The 20,668-nt window shown below is 33.9% G+C and carries 11 protein-coding genes and 2 rRNA genes; 1 reads left to right on the top strand and 12 read right to left on the bottom strand.

All coding sequences use genetic code 11. The features are described 5' to 3' along the window. Positions 1 to 24: 24 nt before the first annotated feature. The 8 genes from UMM65_RS12430 to UMM65_RS12395 all read right to left on the bottom strand — a co-directional run bounded on the left by UMM65_RS12430 (position 25) and on the right by UMM65_RS12395 (position 14,103). Positions 25 to 1,380, bottom strand: a complete 1,356-nt coding sequence (locus UMM65_RS12430; protein ID WP_321976921.1) for a Gfo/Idh/MocA family protein — start codon at positions 1,378 to 1,380, stop codon at positions 25 to 27. Between the two features lie 9 nt (positions 1,381 to 1,389). After that, positions 1,390 to 3,990 (bottom strand): alkaline phosphatase D family protein, encoded by a 2,601-nt coding sequence (locus UMM65_RS12425; RefSeq protein ID WP_321976920.1) that lies wholly within the window; start codon positions 3,988 to 3,990, stop codon positions 1,390 to 1,392. Then, complete coding sequence (locus UMM65_RS12420; RefSeq protein ID WP_321976919.1) at positions 3,990 to 4,373, bottom strand: hypothetical protein; 384 nt, start codon at positions 4,371 to 4,373, stop codon at positions 3,990 to 3,992. Before UMM65_RS12420 ends, UMM65_RS12425 begins: the two co-directional genes overlap by 1 nt. 44 nt (positions 4,374 to 4,417) lie before the next feature. Beyond that, a complete protein-coding gene (locus UMM65_RS12415; protein WP_321976918.1) occupies positions 4,418 to 6,004 on the bottom strand; it encodes an arylsulfatase in 1,587 nt (528 codons plus the stop codon). Positions 6,005 to 6,009: 5 nt separating this feature from the next. Further along, entirely contained in the window at positions 6,010 to 7,617 is a 1,608-nt protein-coding gene (locus UMM65_RS12410) for a discoidin domain-containing protein (RefSeq protein ID WP_321976917.1), read from the bottom strand. Beyond that, positions 7,617 to 9,032, bottom strand: a complete 1,416-nt coding sequence (locus UMM65_RS12405; protein ID WP_321976916.1) for a sulfatase — start codon at positions 9,030 to 9,032, stop codon at positions 7,617 to 7,619. The genes UMM65_RS12410 and UMM65_RS12405 overlap by 1 nt, the downstream gene beginning before the upstream one ends. A gap of 117 nt (positions 9,033 to 9,149) precedes the next feature. After that, positions 9,150 to 10,931: a RagB/SusD family nutrient uptake outer membrane protein gene (locus UMM65_RS12400; RefSeq protein WP_321976914.1), complete on the bottom strand. Its 1,782-nt coding sequence runs from the start codon at positions 10,929 to 10,931 to the stop codon at positions 9,150 to 9,152. Between the two features lie 10 nt (positions 10,932 to 10,941). Then, positions 10,942 to 14,103: a SusC/RagA family TonB-linked outer membrane protein gene (locus tag UMM65_RS12395; RefSeq protein WP_321976913.1), complete on the bottom strand. Its 3,162-nt coding sequence runs from the start codon at positions 14,101 to 14,103 to the stop codon at positions 10,942 to 10,944. A gap of 245 nt (positions 14,104 to 14,348) precedes the next feature. Between UMM65_RS12395 and UMM65_RS12390 the strand changes: the two genes are divergently transcribed. Further along, a complete protein-coding gene (locus UMM65_RS12390) occupies positions 14,349 to 18,419 on the top strand; it encodes a hybrid sensor histidine kinase/response regulator transcription factor (RefSeq protein ID WP_321976912.1) in 4,071 nt (1,356 codons plus the stop codon). Between the two features lie 25 nt (positions 18,420 to 18,444). Here UMM65_RS12390 and UMM65_RS12385 read toward each other — a convergent pair whose 3' ends face one another. The 4 genes from UMM65_RS12385 to UMM65_RS12370 all read right to left on the bottom strand — a co-directional run. After that, positions 18,445 to 19,302, bottom strand: a complete 858-nt coding sequence (locus UMM65_RS12385; RefSeq protein WP_321976911.1) for a phosphodiester glycosidase family protein — start codon at positions 19,300 to 19,302, stop codon at positions 18,445 to 18,447. A gap of 12 nt (positions 19,303 to 19,314) precedes the next feature. Next, on the bottom strand, positions 19,315 to 19,920 hold the full coding sequence (locus tag UMM65_RS12380) for a 3-keto-disaccharide hydrolase (protein ID WP_321976910.1): 606 nt from the start codon (positions 19,918 to 19,920) through the stop codon (positions 19,315 to 19,317). A gap of 221 nt (positions 19,921 to 20,141) precedes the next feature. Next, a 5S ribosomal RNA gene (gene rrf, locus UMM65_RS12375) occupies positions 20,142 to 20,251 on the bottom strand. 180 nt (positions 20,252 to 20,431) lie between these two features. Then, positions 20,432 to 20,668: ribosomal RNA gene (locus UMM65_RS12370) — 23S ribosomal RNA — on the bottom strand; the annotation flags it as partial.

The following is a 20,668-nucleotide window of genomic DNA, read 5'->3' as shown; positions in this document are numbered from 1 at the left end:
CGTTTGATAACGCAAAAATACAAATTAATACGTATCTTTCATCCAGTTGTAAGGTTGTCTTTTGATCCAGTTCCCTCTTGTGAAATCAGGAAAATCTTGTGGCTCACCGTTATTTTCAATTGATAGTTCGGAAAGTGGTGTGATGGCACTCCATACCGCGGCATCATAAGCATCCATTGGCGGTGCTATATTCTCTTTGGCGGATTCTACAAAGGCATTGATTACAAAATAGTCCATTCCGCCATGGCCGGCACCTTGAGCATGCTCGCCATATTTTTTCCATAAAGGGTGGTCGTATTTTTTCAACCATTCGTCGGCTTTGTCCCATCTGTGCGACTTTTCAGATTGTCCTTCTATATATATGCGATTGCCATCAACTTCCCAAAGTCCTTTGGTTCCTTGAACTCTAAACCCTAAAGAATAAGGTCTTGGTAAATGAACATCATGCGTTACAATAATGGTTTCGCCGTTTGCGGTTTCTATGGTTGATGTAATTACATCTCCCATTTTAAAATTAACTTTAGCATTCGGATGGTCTTTACCTCCATGCTCCACAATATAATTGTGCATGCCCCTGCTCTTGGTGGCATGAGAGGTCATAGACACAAACCTGTTACCTCTATTAACATCGCACATAACAGCTATAGGGCCAACACCATGTGTAGGATATACATCAGCGTTTCTCAACACCGAATGTTGTGTACGCCATCTTGACTCTGAAATACCTTTTTCACCAAACTCTACACCTTTACCATAAGCGGACTTTCCATCATTTAGCGTTACAAAACGTAGATCGTGCTGATAACCACATCTAAAATGTATCGTTTCACCAAAAACATTTTGTTTTACCATGTTAAGTACCGCCAAAATATCCCTACGGTAATTCACATTTTCCAATATCATTAAATGCGAACCCGTTTGCTCATGCACATTTACCAAATCCCAACATTCCTCCAAGGTATTGGCAGCGGAAACTTCTAGACCTGTATATTTTCCGGCTTTCATCGAGTCAACTGCCATACGTGTATGCCACAACCACGGTGTAGCAATAATTACGGCATCAACTTCTTTTAAATCCAATAAATTTCTGTAATCATAATCGTTTTTACCAAAAACTTGTACTTTAGGACTTTTGTGTTTTTTAATATGTTCTTCTGCAATTTTTATTCTAGCGGGGTCTATATCACAAATAGCCGTTACCAAGACATCCTCGCGTTGCAGAAAATTGTTAAGATGGTTAGTACCTCTTAAGCCAACCCCTATCAAACCAACCTTTAGCTTGTCCTTTTTAGTACTAAAACCGTAAGTAATATTTGGTAGTACGGAAATACCCGCACCTACTATAGCGGATTTTTTGATAAAGTTTCTTCTGGAATTCATAATGTCGTATTATTTTTTAAAATTAAAAATTATTGGGTTTTTACTTGGCGAAATGTTTGTTTTTGTCTGCCAACTATTAGTATCGGGTTCTCCAACTTTAACCGTATATTTTTCGAATTGATTAAATATTTTTGGCGTAAAAGAATTATCATTTAATCTAATTGAATAAAGAATTTCATTACTTGATTCTTTAATAATTTCAACCACAGGATTATGCAGCCCTTGAATGATAATTTCAGGTAAAAAAGCTGTTTCCACTCTATCGTAATTTTGTGTTTGGTTGATTGTAATTGGCCAACCTAGATATTGTTTAGTATCCCCATTTTGAGGTTTGGCTTGTCTCGGCCAACATTCCATCGTAATCTTTCTTTCCTTTTTATTTAACCTGACAATTCCATATCCTGCGGCCCTGTCATAAATCCGTTCTGGCTTTAGTCCCGTATATAGTGGATTTGAAACTGCATAAACGGTCATTTTATTACCAAAACCGTCTTCGTTGTCTCCAGTATATTTTGGCATATTCGGTTTTCTGTTCTTACCTCCTTCACTTGGATACCATCTTCTTGGCCAGTGATTGGTAATTGAAGGTACGCAAAAAGCAAAACCACTATCGTTCCAATTATCTAAACCATACTGAATCGTACTGCCTAAATGCTGGTCTCCTGCCAAATGAAAAGCAAATCCTTTTCTAATAATACCCACAGCTTTATTGCGACCTGTTTGTGGCCAACCATTCGAATCTAAATCAGACACAGGTCGGTCATTAGTCGGATAATCACCCTCGTTCATTATCCTCAACGTAGGAATAATTGCACCAGACATTGCTTCTTTGGGCAAGGTTGCCACATTTGCAAAAATTGTTTGAGACAACAGCACTTTCATTTGAGCTTGCTGGCTCCAGTCGGTTGACCATTTGTCTAAAAACGATAATTGCCTATTGCCCAATAACTTTGCTCCTTTCACATCTCCATCCTTTTTCATATCAAACTTTTTATTCATTGCCCATCCATTTTCTATTTGTGCATTTGGCAGCAACCCCTTTGGAGCTGATTTGAATTTTCTGTCTTCCAAGATGGCAAAACTAATACCTCCGTAAACCATATCAGTATAATAGGTACCAATACCTTGTGCAACTGGGGCTGCATCAAAAGGATCTGGTAAATGACTAGTTTGTGTACGTTGCACCATGTTAACCCATTCTGGAGGCATTTTATAGCCGCCCGCATCTTGTGCTTTAGCTCCTTGTCCAAAATCAGAAGGTGTAGCTATACCTCCAGCACCCCAAATATTTCCATGGTAAACGTCATGATCATCAGTAATGCTAACGGTAGGCCTGTCTTTTAGCAAATCTCTATACGCCCAACCGTACATGTACCATTTACGTAAATAATCTAACATTGCCTTGTCTATTGGGGAGCGTTGTGCTCCAAAACCTCCGTTCGGTTCATAAATTTGATCTCCTGAGAAAAACAAAATATCCGGATTATGATATTTAACTTGTTCAAAAATATCGGTATTAGGAAACCCTTGATGGTCGTTGCCCGTGAAGCCTGCGACTACTATCTCGTTTTTATCTAGGGGTTCTTTGCGGATAATACCTTCCCAATATGAAACTTCTTTGGGCTGGTCTCCCTTGTCCATTTTATAAGTTAATCTGTAAGGAATATCTTTATCAACCGCCCATTTTTCGATTTTAAAAGTAGCCGTTCGTGCATTTTTATCGATATGAGATTCACTTATTGTACTCCAATCACCGTCCTCTTTTATTTGGAGTTTTACTTTTTCATCGTAAATAATAACTGGAGCCATTTGAGCCGTAAGTTTTAGTGTATTTTTGGACAACGTGTATTGAGAAAATAATATTGGTCCAAATTTATTTTCGTTATAAGTTTTAATTTTTGATCCTGATATTTTCCAATGTTTAAAGGAAACACTTGCTTTATCACTATTTTTTTGCCCTTTACTGTTATAATCACTAACCAATACCAAATCACCAGCTAATTTATCGGCTTCAACATTTTCTTTAATTATTTGTGTAATTGATTTGTTGGAATTTGGCTTGTAAAGTGAAAGAATCAATTGGTAGGAATTATTTGAATATTTCAATTCAACTTCTAATTTAGCTCCGCTTTGAATTGTATTTTTATTTTCTTTGTTAACTTGATTGTCTAGTATTTTATCAATAAATAAATTACCATTAGTTGTTATGCCTAAGTTTAATCCTTTACCAAAAATGGCATTATCCCTAAAATCGTTAAACTCTCCTTTTGAACCGATACTGAATCCAACCCAATCATTATTTTTAACACTATCGCTAATATTCAAAACCTTCAGTTCAACACTCATTTTAAAATTTCCTTTAACGGTGTCTAACTTTTTTGTCAAAATATGAACATTCCTATTAGCTTTACTGACCAAACATTTTAATTCTCCATTTTCTATTTGCCAATCTTGCATTGGATTTGACCAATATTCTGGGCCAATGAATGTCCTAGGTTGAGAAGAATTAAAATTGCTTATAAAAATATCATCTTCAGGTGTATCATTTTTACAATTAACTATAAAGATTATGAGTATTAGTATTCTGAATTTAAAAAATAATTTGTTCATTATAATTGATTTTTTGACCTCATATTAATTAAAAAAAATAATGTAAGCGGCACTGCCCAATTTGAGGCTCTTTCTACAAACTGCCAAATTGATTCACCAGCCAACGGTCTTACTAAAGCTGTAGAAAATGTCCAGAGAAATGCCCATAGAATTACATATTTATAAGGTTTTAAAAGTATTGTAATTGCTACTAGAACATCTATTACTCCAATAATTACAATCACTTTTTCAGCATTTTCAATCGAAAAGCCAACAAATTCTAAATACTTTATCCAGTTGGGATTGCTCTTAATGGCAAAAATACCATGTCCTAAAAAAGTCATACTAATAGCAATCCTCAATATCCATTCTATACTACTAGCATTACTAAGTTTTAACTTCATAATTAATGCAACTCATTAAAAAATTAGCTTCACTTTATATTGACTTATCTATTGGATAACAACCCATTTTCAACCAAAGGTATTCTAAACCTTTCAACTTCTGAATCTTCATGTTGCTCTGAAAAAATCTTAGCCGCTTTTTCTAAAATTTCAGGGTGTTTTTCCGCAATATTATTAAGTTCTTGTGGGTCATCTTTTAAGTTATACAATTCTAATGTCGGTTCTTTTTTATCATTTTTCAAATTTTGGCGAATAACTTTCCAATCACCCATTCTAATGGCTACTTGACCACCATATTCGGGAAATTCCCAAAATAAAAACTCATGTTTTTTCTGTTTGTCATTTTCTCCCAAAAGCGTTGGTAAAAAGCTAATTCCATCTGTGTTTTCAGGTTTGTTTTGCCCAGTAATTTCGGCAACAGTTGCCATCACATCATAATGAGCAGAAATTAAGTCTGTTTGCGTTCCTTCTTTTATTTGACCTTTCCAACTGGCAATCATAGGAACTCGAATTCCTCCCTCATAAACAAATCCTTTTCCTCTACCATATTCCTCACCAAATTGTCCCGAACTATTAAAAAAAGTGCCATCTGTACCGCCAGAGAAAGTAACACCATTGTCAGATGTAAATATAATCAGAGTATTGTCATAAATTCCTTCGGCTTTTAATTGGGCGATTAATTTTCCTACATTTTCATCTAAATATGAAATCTGTGCGGCATAGCCTGCTCGTGGGTTTTGATGAGGAAAATAACCTCTTTCTCCCAAATAAGGATCTTCTTTTCCAAATTTTTTCTTGTAATAATCTACCCAACGTTGAGGTGCTTGTATGGGGTTATGGGGAATGGGGCTTGCCCAGTACAAAAAGAAAGGTTTGTCTTTATTGGTATCTACAAATTTTGTAATCTGATCGAACATTAAATCGGGTGCATAATCATTTAATGTATAAGAAGTATAACTTTCAGAATTGTTTGGATCAGCTCCTTTTTCCAATTTCGTATTGGGGGCAATGGTATCGTTATTCAAATATACCCGATGTTCGTTTTCATATAAATGCACGGGGTAATACGTATGAGCCTGACGTTGACAATTATATCCATAAAAAAAATCGAAACCCATTTTTGTGGGTATCGCATCCGTATGCGGAGCACCCAATCCCCATTTGCCCACAACAGCAGTAGTATAACCTATTTCTTGTAATTTTTTGGGAAATAACAACGTGTTTTTTGGTACGGGTCTTTGTCCTTCCAACGTAGAATCTTTTATCATTTCTTTATAATCCCAAACTTTGCCACGCTCACGCCACTCATCGTTACCACGTATATAAGCATGCCCTGAGTGCTTTCCCGTTAAAAGCATATACCTTGCCGGAGCACATACCGGAGCACTAGAATAATGTTGGTTAAATAACATTCCGCTTTTAGCTAAAGCATCAATATTAGGTGTTTCAATTTTTTCTTGACCGTAGGCCCCCAATTCTCCATAACCCAGATCATCTGCCAAAATATAAACGATATTTGGTTTATTAATATCGTCTTTATTTGCTGTTTTATCCTTATTTTCTGACTTACACGAAAATAAAACAATTAGCAAAATACTTGCTAAACTAATTTTTATTGATAATTTTCTCATATTGGCTATTCTTTAATTATATCTATTTCTGTAAAAATTAGATTTTCTTCTGTACCTGAAGATTGATAGATTTCATCTACTTTTACTCTTATATTTTTTGTTGTTACTGCTGTATCTAAAGTAATTTTTATTTCCCTTGCTTCTTCAATAGAGGTAATTGCACTTTCCTTTATTTTATTCCAAGTATTGCCATCGTTACTCGTTTCAATACTAAGTTTTTTAGGTCTAAATTGTCCTCCCGGTCTGTCTGAAAGAAAATACAGTCCCTTAAATGTTTTCTCTTCTCCCATATCTATGGTTATGATATGATCTCCCTTTTCTACAATTGTATAGGGCCAAACCGAATGCCAATAAGTATTTAAATTACCATCTAACATGTTGCTAGCCGTTTGAGATGCTGTGCTTGTATTTGCAGTAATACTCCAATTTGACCGGTCAGAAAAAACAAATGCTTTATAATTTTTCAGAATATCATCATTGGGAATTTGAGATCCGGCATCGATAGTATAGTCATACCTAGAAGCCATTATTCTTTCGCCATTTTCAGTAATAATTACCAAACTTAACTCTATATGATCTTTAGCCTGATAGCCATTAAAAATATCTGAATAAGGCATTTTTATTGAAAAAGAATACTCGTTATGATTGGCTGTGGGCAAAAGTGCTTGGGTAAATGTAATATTATCATATCCACCTTCTAACGGGTAACCGTTATGACCAACATATATATGATTTGCTTTAACCTCAGAAGTTAACAAACCACTAACGGTAGTTGCCTGATTAACATTGTCTTTAGTTACTGAATAAGAAAGTAATTTAACATTTGCATCACTATCATAATATACTTTATCTTTACTATTAAATGTCTCGCTAACATTTAAAATAGCACAGTCTGAGCCTGTTAAAAAAACCAAATTAGATTTATTCGTCTCTTGATATGTATGATTTCCAAAGGACATGAGTGCTATTTTTGGCAAGTCCGAAGCATTATGAGCACAATGCGGTAAATTGAGTCCATGCCCCAGTTCGTGCATAATGCCTCCTAACTTATCGCAAACCATCAATTCTAAATCATCAAGGAATTTTCCCGTCGAAGTTAAAGTAAAATCTTTGGAAGTTGCAAAAGCATTTTTTCCTAAACCGTAGAATGGTACACCACTACCATCTTTTCCTAGAATGAAAATATGGTTACTTAGTTTTTCAGTTGGATGAGTTTCAAAATATTTATTGACCTCATTATCTACTTCCCTATCTTTGGTCTTATAGTAACTACTAGATTGAGAACCTGACACCACTGTTATTTTCAATTTACCATGCTGATTGGTAACAAGTCCAAATGTCTTTTTACCGTATCCTTGCATATCCATTTGTTTTTCATACCATTTTTGAACATAAAGCATCATTGATGAAACCTTATCTAACATCTCGTCTTCAACTGTACCATCCGTAGGTTTAAAAACCACTACATTTAAGGGGTGTTGATTAGGTCTATTTACAGACCAAACATCTTCTTCAACCTCTGGTTCTTTATCTATATCAACAGATGAAATATCGTCGGAACAAGAATAGAAAAAACCTAAAAGAATAAGCACTAAAAAATATTGTTTTTTCATTAATTCTCGCCTTTATATTCTGGATTTAATTCTATTGGAACAGGTGCATCGGTTTTCTGCCTCCAATTGTCTAATAAATTTAATAATTCTTTTGTCTTTTCGGGTTCTTTTTCAGCAAGATTATTTTTTTCACCTAAATCGTCCTGCAAGTTATAAAGTTCCATACCATTATCCTCAAAATAATGGTGCAATTTCCAATTTCCTTTCCGAATAACAGAACCAGGTCGTGTTCTAAATTTAGCGTCCCTATTTTCATTCACTTTGGCAACCGCTTGTAAGTAAATAGGGAAATGCCAAAAAAGAGGTCTGTCCAATGTTGTTTTTTCCTGTGTAAGGATAGTTGCCAAGCTATTACCATCTAAAATTTTATCTTCTGGTTTTTTAATATTGGCAACCTCTAAAATTGTAGGATACAAATCAAGGTTTGTTATCGGTTCGTCTGATTGTTGATTTTCTTTTATGTAACCAGGCCTAACGAAAAAGAATGGTACACGGATACCACCTTCATAATAACTTCCTTTGCCCGATCTTAATGGGTGTTGTTTGCTCACTGCATACAACCCTCCATTATCTGAAGTAAAAACAATAAATGTATTTTTTAATTTTCCCTGCTCTTTTAAAGCTGTAACCAAACGCCCAATATTAACATCCATGTTCTCTATCATAGTTGCGTAATTGGCATTATCATGACCCTGTTCCGAAGTTTTATTTTTATACTTACCAACCAATTCCTTTACCGGTTGTATTGGTGTATGCACAGCGTAAGGTGAATAATTTATAAAGAAAGGTTTTTCCGCAGTTCTAAGAAAATCAATGGTTTTGTCCATGATTAAATCCGTTAATCTTTTCCCTTCTTCTGCTTCTAAATCCACATTTTTATAAGGTGGATAATAGCTTGACGGATGACCAGCATGATTTCCTCCAATATTTATATCAAATCCGTTGTCAAGTGGGTTGTCGGTCAAATGCCATTTGCCTGCATGACAAGTTGAATATCCATTATTTTTTAGAACTTCGGGTAGCGTTAAAAAACTATCCCGTAATGTTGTTATGTTTTTAGTAGGAATCAATTTTCTATCCTTTGCCTTTCCCCTGTCAGAATTACCTACCGTATATATTCCATGTCGTTGAGGAAATTGCCCGGTCATTAAATTTGCCCTGCTAGGGGCACAATTTGCAGCGGTGGCATAGCCGTTGGTAAAAATTATTCCTTCCTTAGATAAGGCATCAATATTTGGGGTTTCAAAAAAATCATTACCCATAAAACTAAGATCTTTCCAACCTAAATCGTCAATATTAATGAGTAAGATATTTGGTTTGGTTTGTTCTTCCACTACTTTGGCTTCTTTGTTCTTACAAGAAAATAAGATGAGACAAAAAAGTAATAGAAATAAAGAATTTCTTATAAACAGCATAATAATATAGTGTAGATTCCTATGGTTATAACTAACCATAAAGATAATTAAAGATAAGGATGCCTTACTTTACTATTAAGGCATCCTTAATAAAACTAACTCAAATAATTCGTCAAATTATTCCCATCCAGTATTTTGAATCAATTGCGGGTTTAGCACAATTTGATCTGAGGGGATAGGTTCTAAATAATAGTATTCTGGCACACCCGGTGGCACACCAAATGGTGATACATAACCTTGTGCAGCACCACCTTGCACTGGCAATTTATTATTGTAATCCGCATTATTTACCCATCTTCCCAATTTTTCATCATCACCATATTCAACCAATTTTTTCCAGCGTTTTATATCAAACACCCTTCCTAAACCTTCGGCTAAAAACTCAATACCACGTTCTCTTCTAATTTCCCATAATACTGCATCAACATCAGCATCTCTTGTTGGGTCGTTGGGCACTGCTCCAATATCTAAAGGAGCAACGGCACCACGCTCTCTTAATTTATTAATCGTTTGATCTGCTATTTCTTGGGTAAATTGCCCCATTTCAAACATGGCCTCTGCGTAATTCAAAAACACCTCTCCCATTCTAAAAATTGGGGCATCATGAGAATCTCTATTTTGCAACCTACTAATTTTATTTGAAAATTTATAAAATGCGTAACCTGAATAGGTAACATTATACCCATGCCCTTCATTAAACTTTCTAAAATGTGGTGATGTTCTCACTACCAAACCTCTCCAATTTATTGTCGGTAACGTTTTATGCTGATCATCACTAAGTGTTTCCATTAAATCAATATATTCTCTATGCTTAGGATCCGAATCATACTCCCAAGTTAATTGGTTTTTACCACCTGTATCAACCCTAAAAGGTGGCGGTGTATTAAAATACAATCTATGGTCTCGGTTTCTAAACTCGTCATAGGCATCTTGCTCTCCATCAAAAAGAGGACTTGTAAAAATTGTTTGTCCATCTAAACATAAATATTGGTCAACAGCTTTTTTAGTTAAATCTTCATGACCGATAGAACTTCTATTGTAATGAGACCAATGTCCATTTAATATACCAAATTCATAAGCCTTGTACAACAAAATTCCAGCTACGCCTTTTAAGGTTTCACTATTAAAAACTTCATCATAGCTAGGGTGTAAATTAGGATGGTCTGCTATTAACTGTGCACTTGCATCTACACTAGCTTGGAGATATGTTGATTCGCCACCTAGACCGTGGTACTTTCTCCAAGTACCTTCATACAGGCCAAACCTTGATATTAATGCACGGACAACATCTGTATTAATAGTATTAGGTCCGTTTCCTGTAGGGCTTATTTTTGTTTCAGCTTCTTTTAGATCGTTTAATACATTTTGTGCCAATTCATCCCTTGCCATTTTAGGACCAAATAATATATCTTCGTCTGCTTCACTTAAAGCTTTGTCAATCCAAGGTACTTCCCCATAATTGGCAATCAATTCAACATATTCATAGGCTCTAAAAAACAAACCAACTCCTCTCCAATGGTTTTTTTCATCATCGGTCAATTGACTATTTTCAATATTATCCAACATCAAGTTTGCACGTCTTATATTTACAAATGCATTGGTCCAAGTGCTAGAAGAAGATGGTACCGTTTTTTGTTGCCACAATAAAGGGTCGCCTTGTGTACCCGAATTGTTAACCATCAAATCACTACCTCTCTCCCTATTAATTGGTGCTAGATCCCAATACCCCGGTAATGCCTCGGCATACATGGCCCATGCATAGGTTTCAAAATTAGCATTTGTGGTAAATGTTGTTTCTACCGTTAACTGATCTTTGGGTAGTTTATCCAAAAAGTCTTCACTACAACCACTTAATAGAAGTAGTAAAGAGATTGTTATTATTATATTTATTTTTTTCATCTTTATACAATTAAAAAGTTAAGTTTAAACCAACAGAATAGCTTCTGAGATAAGGGTAAATCCCTCCATTCCCTCTTATTTCTAATTCTGTATTAATACCATCGGGATAATCGTTAATACTAAAGAGATTTTCAGCAGCAACGTAAATACGCAATTTATCTACTTTAATTTTATCCAATAATTTTTGGGGTATAGTATAACCCATTGTTATATTTTTCATTCTTAAATAAGCACCGTTCAACATATATTTGGTTTGAGTGCTTCTACTTACACCGTAATTAACGCCACCTAAAGGGTAGTTTCGTGGAAAAAAAGCATCTCTGTTGTCGGGTGTCCAATAATCTAATTGTGATTGATAGACTACTGAAAATTCATCAGGATAAGGAAAACGAACACGATTGTTCAAATATAAATCCCTTTTACCAACACCGTTCAACAAAAACGAAAGGTCAAAGTTTTTATAATCAAAATTTCCAAAGAAGCCGTATTGATATCTCCTTCTTGTATTACCAATAATTGTTCTATCGCCCGGATTGTCCAATGTATTATTGCCATCGTTAATAATCCCATCTCCATTTCTATCAACAAATTTAACATCTCCTGGATTTTGATTACGTCCTTCCCATCTCGGAATACCATCTTTTAAGGTTCCCCCGGTAAGATCTGCATTTAAAGTCCCTTCAACAAAATCGTCTTCTGTATAAAAACCATCCGTAGTGTAGCCCCAAATCTCGCCGAACATTCTACCAACATAATATTGGCTCAATAAACCTGCAGGGTTATCGAATTTAGTAATCTTTGCTTGATTGTCAGAGAGCGAAAAACCTAGACTATAGTTAAATTCATTAATTTTATCTTTCCATGTAAGACCCAATTCCCACCCTGTGGATTCTAAATCTGCCACATTTTCTAACGGAGCTTCTGCACCTAAAATAGCAGGAAGCTCAGCTCCCGGTGCTAACATATCTAAGGTTTTTCTTTTAAACCAATCAAAAGAAGTACTTAATCTATTATTAAAAAAAGAGGCATCAAAACCTAAGTTTAAAGTTTGTACTGTTTCCCATGTAAAAGATGAACTCACTAAATTAGGAAGCAATAACGTAGAATATCGAGAACCCGTCTCTTCGCTAAGCCAATTATTAGAACCAAATTCGCTATAATCCGTTATGCCTAGACCCGGTATAGCAGGATAATATATCTGTGTATTGCCTTCTTTGATTACTTGATTTCCAATTTCTCCCCAAGAACCTCTTAATTTAAGGCTTGTTAAAAAATCAATAGACTCCATAAAATCTTCTTTACCTAAATGCCATCCTGCAGAAAAAGATGGAAAAAAGCCAAACCTGTCATCTTTTGGGAATCTTGAAGAACCATCATAACGACCACTTAATTCTAAAAAGTACCTTTCTTTGTAGTTATAGTTTAGCCTTCCGAAGTAACCTAAAACTGCCCATTCCCCATAAGAGTCATCTGTTGTTTGTGTGCCGGTAGCACCAGATAACGAAGGGAGATCGACGTTAATAAGGTTATTTCTTTGAGCATCAAAAGATTCAATGCTACTTTCTTCACTATTGGCACCTGCAAGCAAGCTAAAGTTGTGTTCATTGATGTCAAAATCGTATTTGCCATACACATTAAAGGCATTGTAGGCAGTTTGTGTGTTTTGCTTTCTGAAAAAAGTATTAACAGGGTCAACGGCATTTAAAACAAATCTTTCGGGGTTTGCCGTCAATATTTGGTTATCACTAGTAATTCTGGTTAAATTCTTTTTTTCAAAAGTATATTCGCCTATCAAATGTAAACCTTTAACAAGGTTATAATCCAATTTTTGGAAAAAACGAATATTATCATTTAATATTTCTGGTGCTACTTTTATTCGCTCCCTATTGGCAGGGGTATCATAAGGTACCTCAGTACCATCATCTAATACAAAATTACCACTTGCAGGAGTGTAAGGATTAAAGCTTATTGAATTGCTGTAACTACCTAAAGGTGTTCTTCTAACACTATTTCTATAAATAATGTTTGTAGTTGAGCTCAATTTAGAAGTGAGATCTGTTGTTAAAGAAGCGTTCACATTATATTTTCTATAACTATCATTTCTTGTAACGATAATACCATCTTCATCACTATAGCCTGCAGAAATCCTGTAACTTGTTTTGGGACCTCCACCACTAAAACTGAAATTATGTATTTGCGTAAAGCCAGGGTCATCAATCCATTCACCAATTAAATCTGTATCTGCCAATGGATATCTTAATCCATTAAATTCAGCATAGCCTTCAGGATAGGTGGACGGATTAGATCTATACTCTTCTAAAAAACCTACCCAAGTTGGAATGTCTTGTCCAGTCCAAAAAGGATTTGTACCCCAATCGTTCAAAGCGTTTATAAAATCATACGTTGAAGCCTTGTCCGGTATATCTTCCGGTTCCATAAAACTAAAAGTAGAAGAATAATTAAACTTTACGGGTTGATCTCTTGCCGGACTTTTGGTCGTTATGAGTACAACACCAAAAGCTGCCCGAGCACCATAAATTGATGTTGCCGATGCGTCTTTTAACACAGTAATAGAAGCCACATCTTGCGGATTTATATCCTCGATAGACACTGGAACGTTGTTCATTAAAATTAAGGGTTCACCTCCATTAATAGATGTTACACCTCTAATATTGATATCTAAACCAGATGAGCCGGGCTGCCCCGAGTTTGTTAAAATTTGTAGACCGGGAATAGTTCCCTGTATAGCCTCCATAGCATTGGTTACCGGTCTATTTGCCAAAATATCTTCCATTTCAACAAATCCCGTAGCTCCAGTTACATTGGCTTTTTTCTGAGTACCAAAACCTACAACAACAACTTCATCCAGTTGCGAAGCATCTTCTTCCATTACCAAATTAATAACTGTCCGGTTGTCAATAGCTCTTTCAACAGTTTTGTACCCTACAAAGCTAAATACTAATGTAGCTTTAGGATTTGCTACAATACTATATTTACCATCAAAATCTGTTGTTACACCATTACTTGTGCCTTTTACCAGAATACTGGCACCAGGCAAAGGTGAGTTCGTTTCATCAAGTACAGTTCCAGTTATTGTTATATCTTGAGCCTGTGTAGTGTACGAAAAACAGAGAAACAAAACTAGAAATACCTTTAAAATTAGTTTTTTCATAAATAAATGAATTTGAGTTAATAATCAATTCTCAATATTAATCACTAGACTTCAAATTTATGGTAGGTTTATTTAGCTATTGTGGAGGGTATATTATTCAATATTACATGTTTTTCAATATATTGTGCTTATTTAAAGCATATTATATAAATAATAAATATATTTTAAAAGAATACTATTTTTTATAATATCTAAAACATGTAAATTTGAGGAGAGCAAAAATTTGTAATAGACCGTATATACAAATGAAAAAAATTTTAAAACTTATACTATTTTTAAATATTGTTTTGGGCTACAATAATTCTAATGCTCAAGAACAATCTAATTTTATTCGTTTATCAAAAACTTTTATTGGAAATTCAAAAATTGTAGAAGATGACTTGGGGTATATGTGGATTTCAACGAGAAATGGTTTATATAAGTATAATGGGTATGATTTTTCTTATACTACATTTAAAGAGATATTTGGCCCAGATGCCCATATAAATATGGGGCGTCTTTTTTCTAAAGACTACAATGGCAATTTTTGGCTTTCTTCTTTAAATGGATCTCTTAAAAAAATAGCGAATAATGGTTTATACTCTAAGTTCAAAGATAGCCTAGATCTCATAAACGGTAAAACGAATATTTCTGCTATAAAAAGTACTAAAAAAGGTATGTGGTTCGGTTCTGGAAACGGTGTCCTATTTTTTTATAATGAATTATCAGGAGTGGACAGTATTACAAAACTTCCCAGAATAAAAAATGTGGAACAAATAATAAGGAACATTTGTATCACGCAAGATAAGGTTTGGATAAGTACTGCTAAAGATAAATTATACCATTACGACGTAATATCAAAAAATCTAAAGGAACTTAATTTGCCTGTTAGTAATCATATTGGCAATATTAGTACAACAATCGATAAAAATGGACATTTATGGATTGCAACAGAATTACAGGGTTTATTTAAATATGATATAAAAAACAATATTTTTAAGCAATACGATCACATTAACACTCAAGGTTCTAAATTTAGTATGTTTATTTCTTTGTTTTGCGATGATGACGGAATTATTTGGGCTGGCACTGATGGTGATGGTTTATATAAAATTAACCCTTCAAATGACGAAATAGTTATCTATAAACATGATGAAGTCAACAAATTCTCTATTGGTAGTAATACCATTAATTATATAACCGAAGATAAACACGGAAATAAATGGATAGTAACAAAAACCGGGCAAATAAATATTTTACCTAATAATAATAACAAAATAAAATTTTATAGCGGGTCAAAAAATAATAACCCTAATCGTATTTTAACCATGTTAAAATCATCTGATGGGTCATTATGGATTGGAACTGATGGTAAAGGAATAAATAGAGTTTTTCCGTCCAATAAAAGAATACATTATGGTAATACCGAAAAAGGAAAATCTTTTTTTAAAGGAAGGTACATCCAAGATCTAATTGAGGATGCACATGGTAATATTTGGATTGCTACTTATCAAAATGGTCTTTGGATATACAATATAAAAAAAGAAACATTCTCAAAAATAACCACTCATGACACTTTTGGAAACTATTCTCCTGATATTAGGGAACTTTTTAAAGATTCAAAAAACAGAATTTGGGCAACATCTGGAGTAGCAATTAATGTTTTTTCTGAAAACGGAAGCCCGTTGCATATCTTTAATAATAATGATAAAGGTCTTTATGGACAGATTTCCAAAAACATTTGTGAAGATGAAAATGGTACCATTTGGGTTGGATTTGGCAGAGGGCTATTCAAGTTAAACGAAGATAAACAAGGTTTGAGCGGATCCCATTTTTTAGACCATGAGTATTTCTCGAAAAATAACACAGTTAACAGTAATAATAATATTAGAAGAATAAAACCTGATTTTAATGGAAACTTATGGATTGTATCAACAACAGGGTTTTTAATAAAATATGATATCCTTAGAAATAAATATATTTCTTTTCAAAATAAAGATAATTTAAAGGACATTTCGTTTACTACACTTTTGGTCGATAATCCTTATAATATCTGGTTAGGAAGCACAAATGGCATACATCACTATAATGTAAAAACCAATAAAGTAAAGTCTTATTATGAAACCGACGGACTTTACCAAAACAATTTTAGGATAGCTTATAAAGATAAAGAAGGTGTATTTTATTTTGGAGGAAATGACGGTGTAAACTCTTTTATGCCTAGAGATTTGATTAAAAAAGAGTCTGTTGCCAAATTATATATAAATTCAATTGAAATTCTGAATAAACCGGCCAGTTTAATGATTCCTGATCAGTTAAATGATAAAATTGAAAACATTGAAAGTTTGAACTTGAACGCCAACCAATCTTCTTTCTCATTTCAATTTTCGGCTATTGATAATTTGTTAAATTCTAACTATTATTATGCCTATAGATTAAAGGGATTTGATGAAAACTGGATCGTTCCTAAAAAAGAACGAATTGCAACCTATACAAATATTCCGTCGGGCAGTTATTCCTTTGAGGTCAAATCAGGATCAAAGAAAGGAGAATGGGATATTGCCCCCAGAAATATCAGTATTAATATTAAAGCCCCTTGGCGGCTACATCCATGGGCCTATACAGTTTATTTTATTTTGGTTGCTTTATTAACATACGGTATTATTAGATGGATAAAACTCAAAAACAAACTTGCCAAAGAAGAGTGGCAACACTATAAGGAAAAAGAATTATACGCCCTGAAAATGAATTTTTTCGCAAAGATGTCACATGAAATCCAAACACCACTGACATTAATATCGGGCCCCATTGATGATATGCTTTCAAGAGCCAAAGCCAATGGCAATTTATTGTTAAAAAATCGGTTGTCAATATTAAAAAACAATACCAATAGATTGTCTAGGATTGCTAAAGAACTAATGACGGTAAGAAACCGGGAATTGGGTAGATTGAGGGTTTATGCATCTAAAAATGACCTTAAAAACCATTTAAGTGAGATCGCTTTATCCTTTTCCGAGCAGGCAAATTTTAAAAATATAGATTTAATTCAAGATTTTCCTGATGAAGAAATCATGATATGGTATGACAATGATAAAATTGAACATGTAATATATAATCTTCTCTCGAATGCTTTTAAGTTTACACCAAGAGAAGGAAGTATTATAATAAAAATAGATAATAGCAGCTCAGATACGGTTAAAATTTGCATTTCAGATTCGGGTCCTGGTATACCTAAACAAGAACTTGATGATATTTTCAAAATTTTTTATCAATCTGAACTTGGCAAACATAAAAGAGGCCTTGGGATAGGACTAGCTTTAACCAAAGAAATGGTATCATTACATCACGGAGAAATTGATGTTGTATCTTCACCTCAAAACGGAACTTGTTTTTCAGTTATACTAAGTAAAAGTGAAAATCTATTCTCAGATGAGGAAAAAGTTACTATCGAATCTAAAGAGGAACCTAAACAACAAACGGTTAAATATCCTGAGCAATTCAATTTAGAACTTAAAAACGATCTTACCAAAAAGAAATCAAAAACGTTATTGATAGTAGAAGATAATATAGAAATGCAAATGTTTTTAAGAGATGTTTTGGAGACATCATATAACTTACTATTTGCGGAAAATGGCAAACAAGGAATAATTTTAGCTGAGAAAAACAAACCTGATCTAGTAATTAGCGATATTATGATGCCCGTTATGGATGGTCTTGAGATGTGCAAGATACTTCAGAAAACGAAATCTACAGCTCATATTCCCATTATTCTATTAACAGCCAAAAATTCAAGTAAGTTTAAACTCTTAGGTTTAAAAACCGGTGCTATAGAATATTTAAGAAAACCATTTAATTTCCATGAGTTGCTGCTGAAAATTGAAAATACAATTAGCAATCAAGAAAAAATAGTAGCTAGATATAAAATTGATCTTATAAGCAAACCTAAAGAAAATAGTTCAAAATCAAAGGATGACATTTTTATGGAGGATTTGGTAAAACAACTTGATATTCAACTAGATAATTCCGATTTTAAATTAGAGGATCTATCTGAGAGTTTGCACATGAGCTATTCCGTAATTTATAGAAAATGTCAAGATATTACAGGAAAGTCACTGGTTGAATTTGTCAGGTCGTTAAGGCTAAAAAAAGCGGCATTGCTTATTGTAAAAAAAGGATATAATATCTCTGAAGCAGCTTTTACCGTTGGATACAAAGATGCTAAATACTTTACAAAACGTTTCAAGGAAGAGTTTAAAACTACTCCAAACGAATTAAAAAAAGAAGTTAATTCATTTGATATCTCAACAATATTAGAAAAGTATAACCTTACAATCTGATCAATTTTTAATCAAATTGTAATAATTAACTCTTGTTAACAATCATTAGAACATTTGAAACTGGTCTTTCACCTTTCTTATCGCTAGGCATGTTAACGATACCTTTATCTTTAATCCACATTGTTGTAGAACCGCCACCATCTAGGTTCAAAGCATCTTTGCAGCCCAAATCTAAAAGAAATTTTTGTAGCTCTAAAAGAGACATTCCATTTGCTAACAAACTCCTACCATCAATAGTAATTAAAAATATTTCTTCGTCAGAAGTACAAATACAAGTTCTAGGATGTCTGTTTATTACAAATGCTATCATTGGTAACCCAACCGATTTTCCATTTTTCAATAACACGGGGCCAGTTACCATCACCAATTTTTCATTTTTTGATTCTTTGTAAAAGTCATCCAACTGTGCAAACCCCAATTGAAGCTTATTATTTGTATCGATTATTACAGCACCGTTCAAAAAATAATCTGGTTGGCTTCTGCGTATTGAATCCGATATGGTTTTATAGACTATGGTATCGTTCTTTTCGAAATAGGTAACCAAATTACCACTTTTCATATTAAAAAAACCGCCGTTAACAGCAGCCAAAGCATTGTATTCAGTAGCAATTAGACTTGTTTTATCTAATTTATTCAATCCTATTTCTGAAGTAAGTTCTAAATAATCTAAATTATTATTAAGAAATCTCAGAATATTGATAAATTGCTTATTATCGGAAAGACTGTCTATTTTAATTTGAGTATGCGATAAACCTTGTTCAATATCTATACTCTTTGAAATAATTTCACTTTGTGAAAAAGATAACCACGAAATATTGAGAAAAAATACAATTAAAATATAATAAACGTAATTGCTGAATATTATTTTTAAATAGCAAGCCATGTTAGGGAATCATTACAACTCTTTTATAACAATGTTTTTCCAAGAGACTTTTATGCCTCCCCCATCGTGAATTTGCAATGCAATTTTTCCATTAGCTTCTCCAATTTTTTCATCTTTAAGCATAATCATTTCATTCCCGTTTAGCCAAGTGGTAACTGTGTCTCCGACTACACGAATTTTCATGGTATTCCATTCGCCAAATTTCAAATATTTATCTTTTTCAGCATCTGGCTTTATTAGCCAGCCTCTTCCATAAGATTCATAAATACCGCCGGTATCATGTTTAGGTGGAGCAACTTCTACCTGCCACCCAGCTATTTTTGTACCTTCAATACTAGATCTAAAGAACACTCCACTATTTCCATTTGCAGATTGTTTAAAATCTATCGTTAATTCAAAATCTTTAAATTCCTTTTCTGTAGCCAAATAGCCATACTGCTTGTCTGGTCCACTTTCACAAACCAATAATCCATTTTCTACACCCCACTTTTCAGTTCCATATATTTCCCAACCTGATAAATCTTTGCCATTAAAAAGGTTTGTTGTTTTTTGTGTGGAAGCACAATTCAAAAATAATATTGATACTAGTGCTATTAGTGCTAATTTTATTTTCATCATTTTATTTTTATTAATGTTTAAAAAACAAATTTTTGTAAATTTAAAAAATAATAGGTTTATAGACTACCAATTAAAATTGTATTTAAGATACTATTTTTGCTATTACAATATTCTACTTGGCTTTTATTTATAAAACAATTCTAAAATTGAACATATAATACATGATATTTTAATTTTTTTCATAAAAAAACCTTCATTAAATAAATAATGAAGGTTTAAAAGAAAGGCGACGACATACTCTCCCACCGGGTGGCAGTACCATCTGCACCGATAGGCTTAACTTCTCTGTTCGGTATGGGAAGAGGTGAGCCCTATCGTTATAATCACCTTAAACTGTTTCAGTTGTTACCAACTGTAAAAGTTGACATATAAAAAATAATGATATCGTAAAATCGTAATCAAATCAAAACGGCTTTTTTTACACCGTCGCAAATGCTTTGGTGCACATTGTAAAAAAAGAGTTTTCAGCCCCCTGTGCCCTCCCCTTGAGGGGGAGTTGGAGGGGGCTTTCGTACATAAGCCTATGGGTTATTAGTACTACTCGGCTGTGACATTGCTGCCTTTACACCTATAGCCTATCAACGTGGTAATCTTCCACGACCCTTTAAAGAAATCTCATCTAGTAGTGGGTTTCGCGCTTATATGCTTTCAGCGCTTATCCCTTCCCGACGTAGCTACCCAGCAGTGCTCCTAGCGGAACAACTGGTACACCAGAGGTCGGTCCAATTCGGTCCTCTCGTACTAGAAT

This window comes from Aureibaculum koreense (assembly GCF_034296135.1).
Lineage (GTDB): Bacteria > Bacteroidota > Bacteroidia > Flavobacteriales > Flavobacteriaceae > Aureibaculum.
The sequence above is the reverse complement of the archived record's forward strand: the minus strand, read 5'-3'. Positions and strand labels throughout refer to the sequence as shown.

Coding starts and splice junctions, on each gene's coding strand:
- UMM65_RS12400 (WP_321976914.1), bottom strand. CDS start 10,931: ATGAAAAAAATAAATATAATAATAACAATCTCTTTACTACTTCTATTA.
- UMM65_RS12425 (WP_321976920.1), bottom strand. CDS start 3,990: ATGAACAAATTATTTTTTAAATTCAGAATACTAATACTCATAATCTTT.
- UMM65_RS12430 (WP_321976921.1), bottom strand. CDS start 1,380: ATGAATTCCAGAAGAAACTTTATCAAAAAATCCGCTATAGTAGGTGCG.
- UMM65_RS12380 (WP_321976910.1), bottom strand. CDS start 19,920: ATGATGAAAATAAAATTAGCACTAATAGCACTAGTATCAATATTATTT.
- UMM65_RS12410 (WP_321976917.1), bottom strand. CDS start 7,617: ATGAAAAAACAATATTTTTTAGTGCTTATTCTTTTAGGTTTTTTCTAT.
- UMM65_RS12390 (WP_321976912.1), top strand. CDS start 14,349: ATGAAAAAAATTTTAAAACTTATACTATTTTTAAATATTGTTTTGGGC.
- UMM65_RS12385 (WP_321976911.1), bottom strand. CDS start 19,302: ATGGCTTGCTATTTAAAAATAATATTCAGCAATTACGTTTATTATATT.
- UMM65_RS12395 (WP_321976913.1), bottom strand. CDS start 14,103: ATGAAAAAACTAATTTTAAAGGTATTTCTAGTTTTGTTTCTCTGTTTT.
- UMM65_RS12405 (WP_321976916.1), bottom strand. CDS start 9,032: ATGCTGTTTATAAGAAATTCTTTATTTCTATTACTTTTTTGTCTCATC.
- UMM65_RS12415 (WP_321976918.1), bottom strand. CDS start 6,004: ATGAGAAAATTATCAATAAAAATTAGTTTAGCAAGTATTTTGCTAATT.
- UMM65_RS12420 (WP_321976919.1), bottom strand. CDS start 4,373: ATGAAGTTAAAACTTAGTAATGCTAGTAGTATAGAATGGATATTGAGG.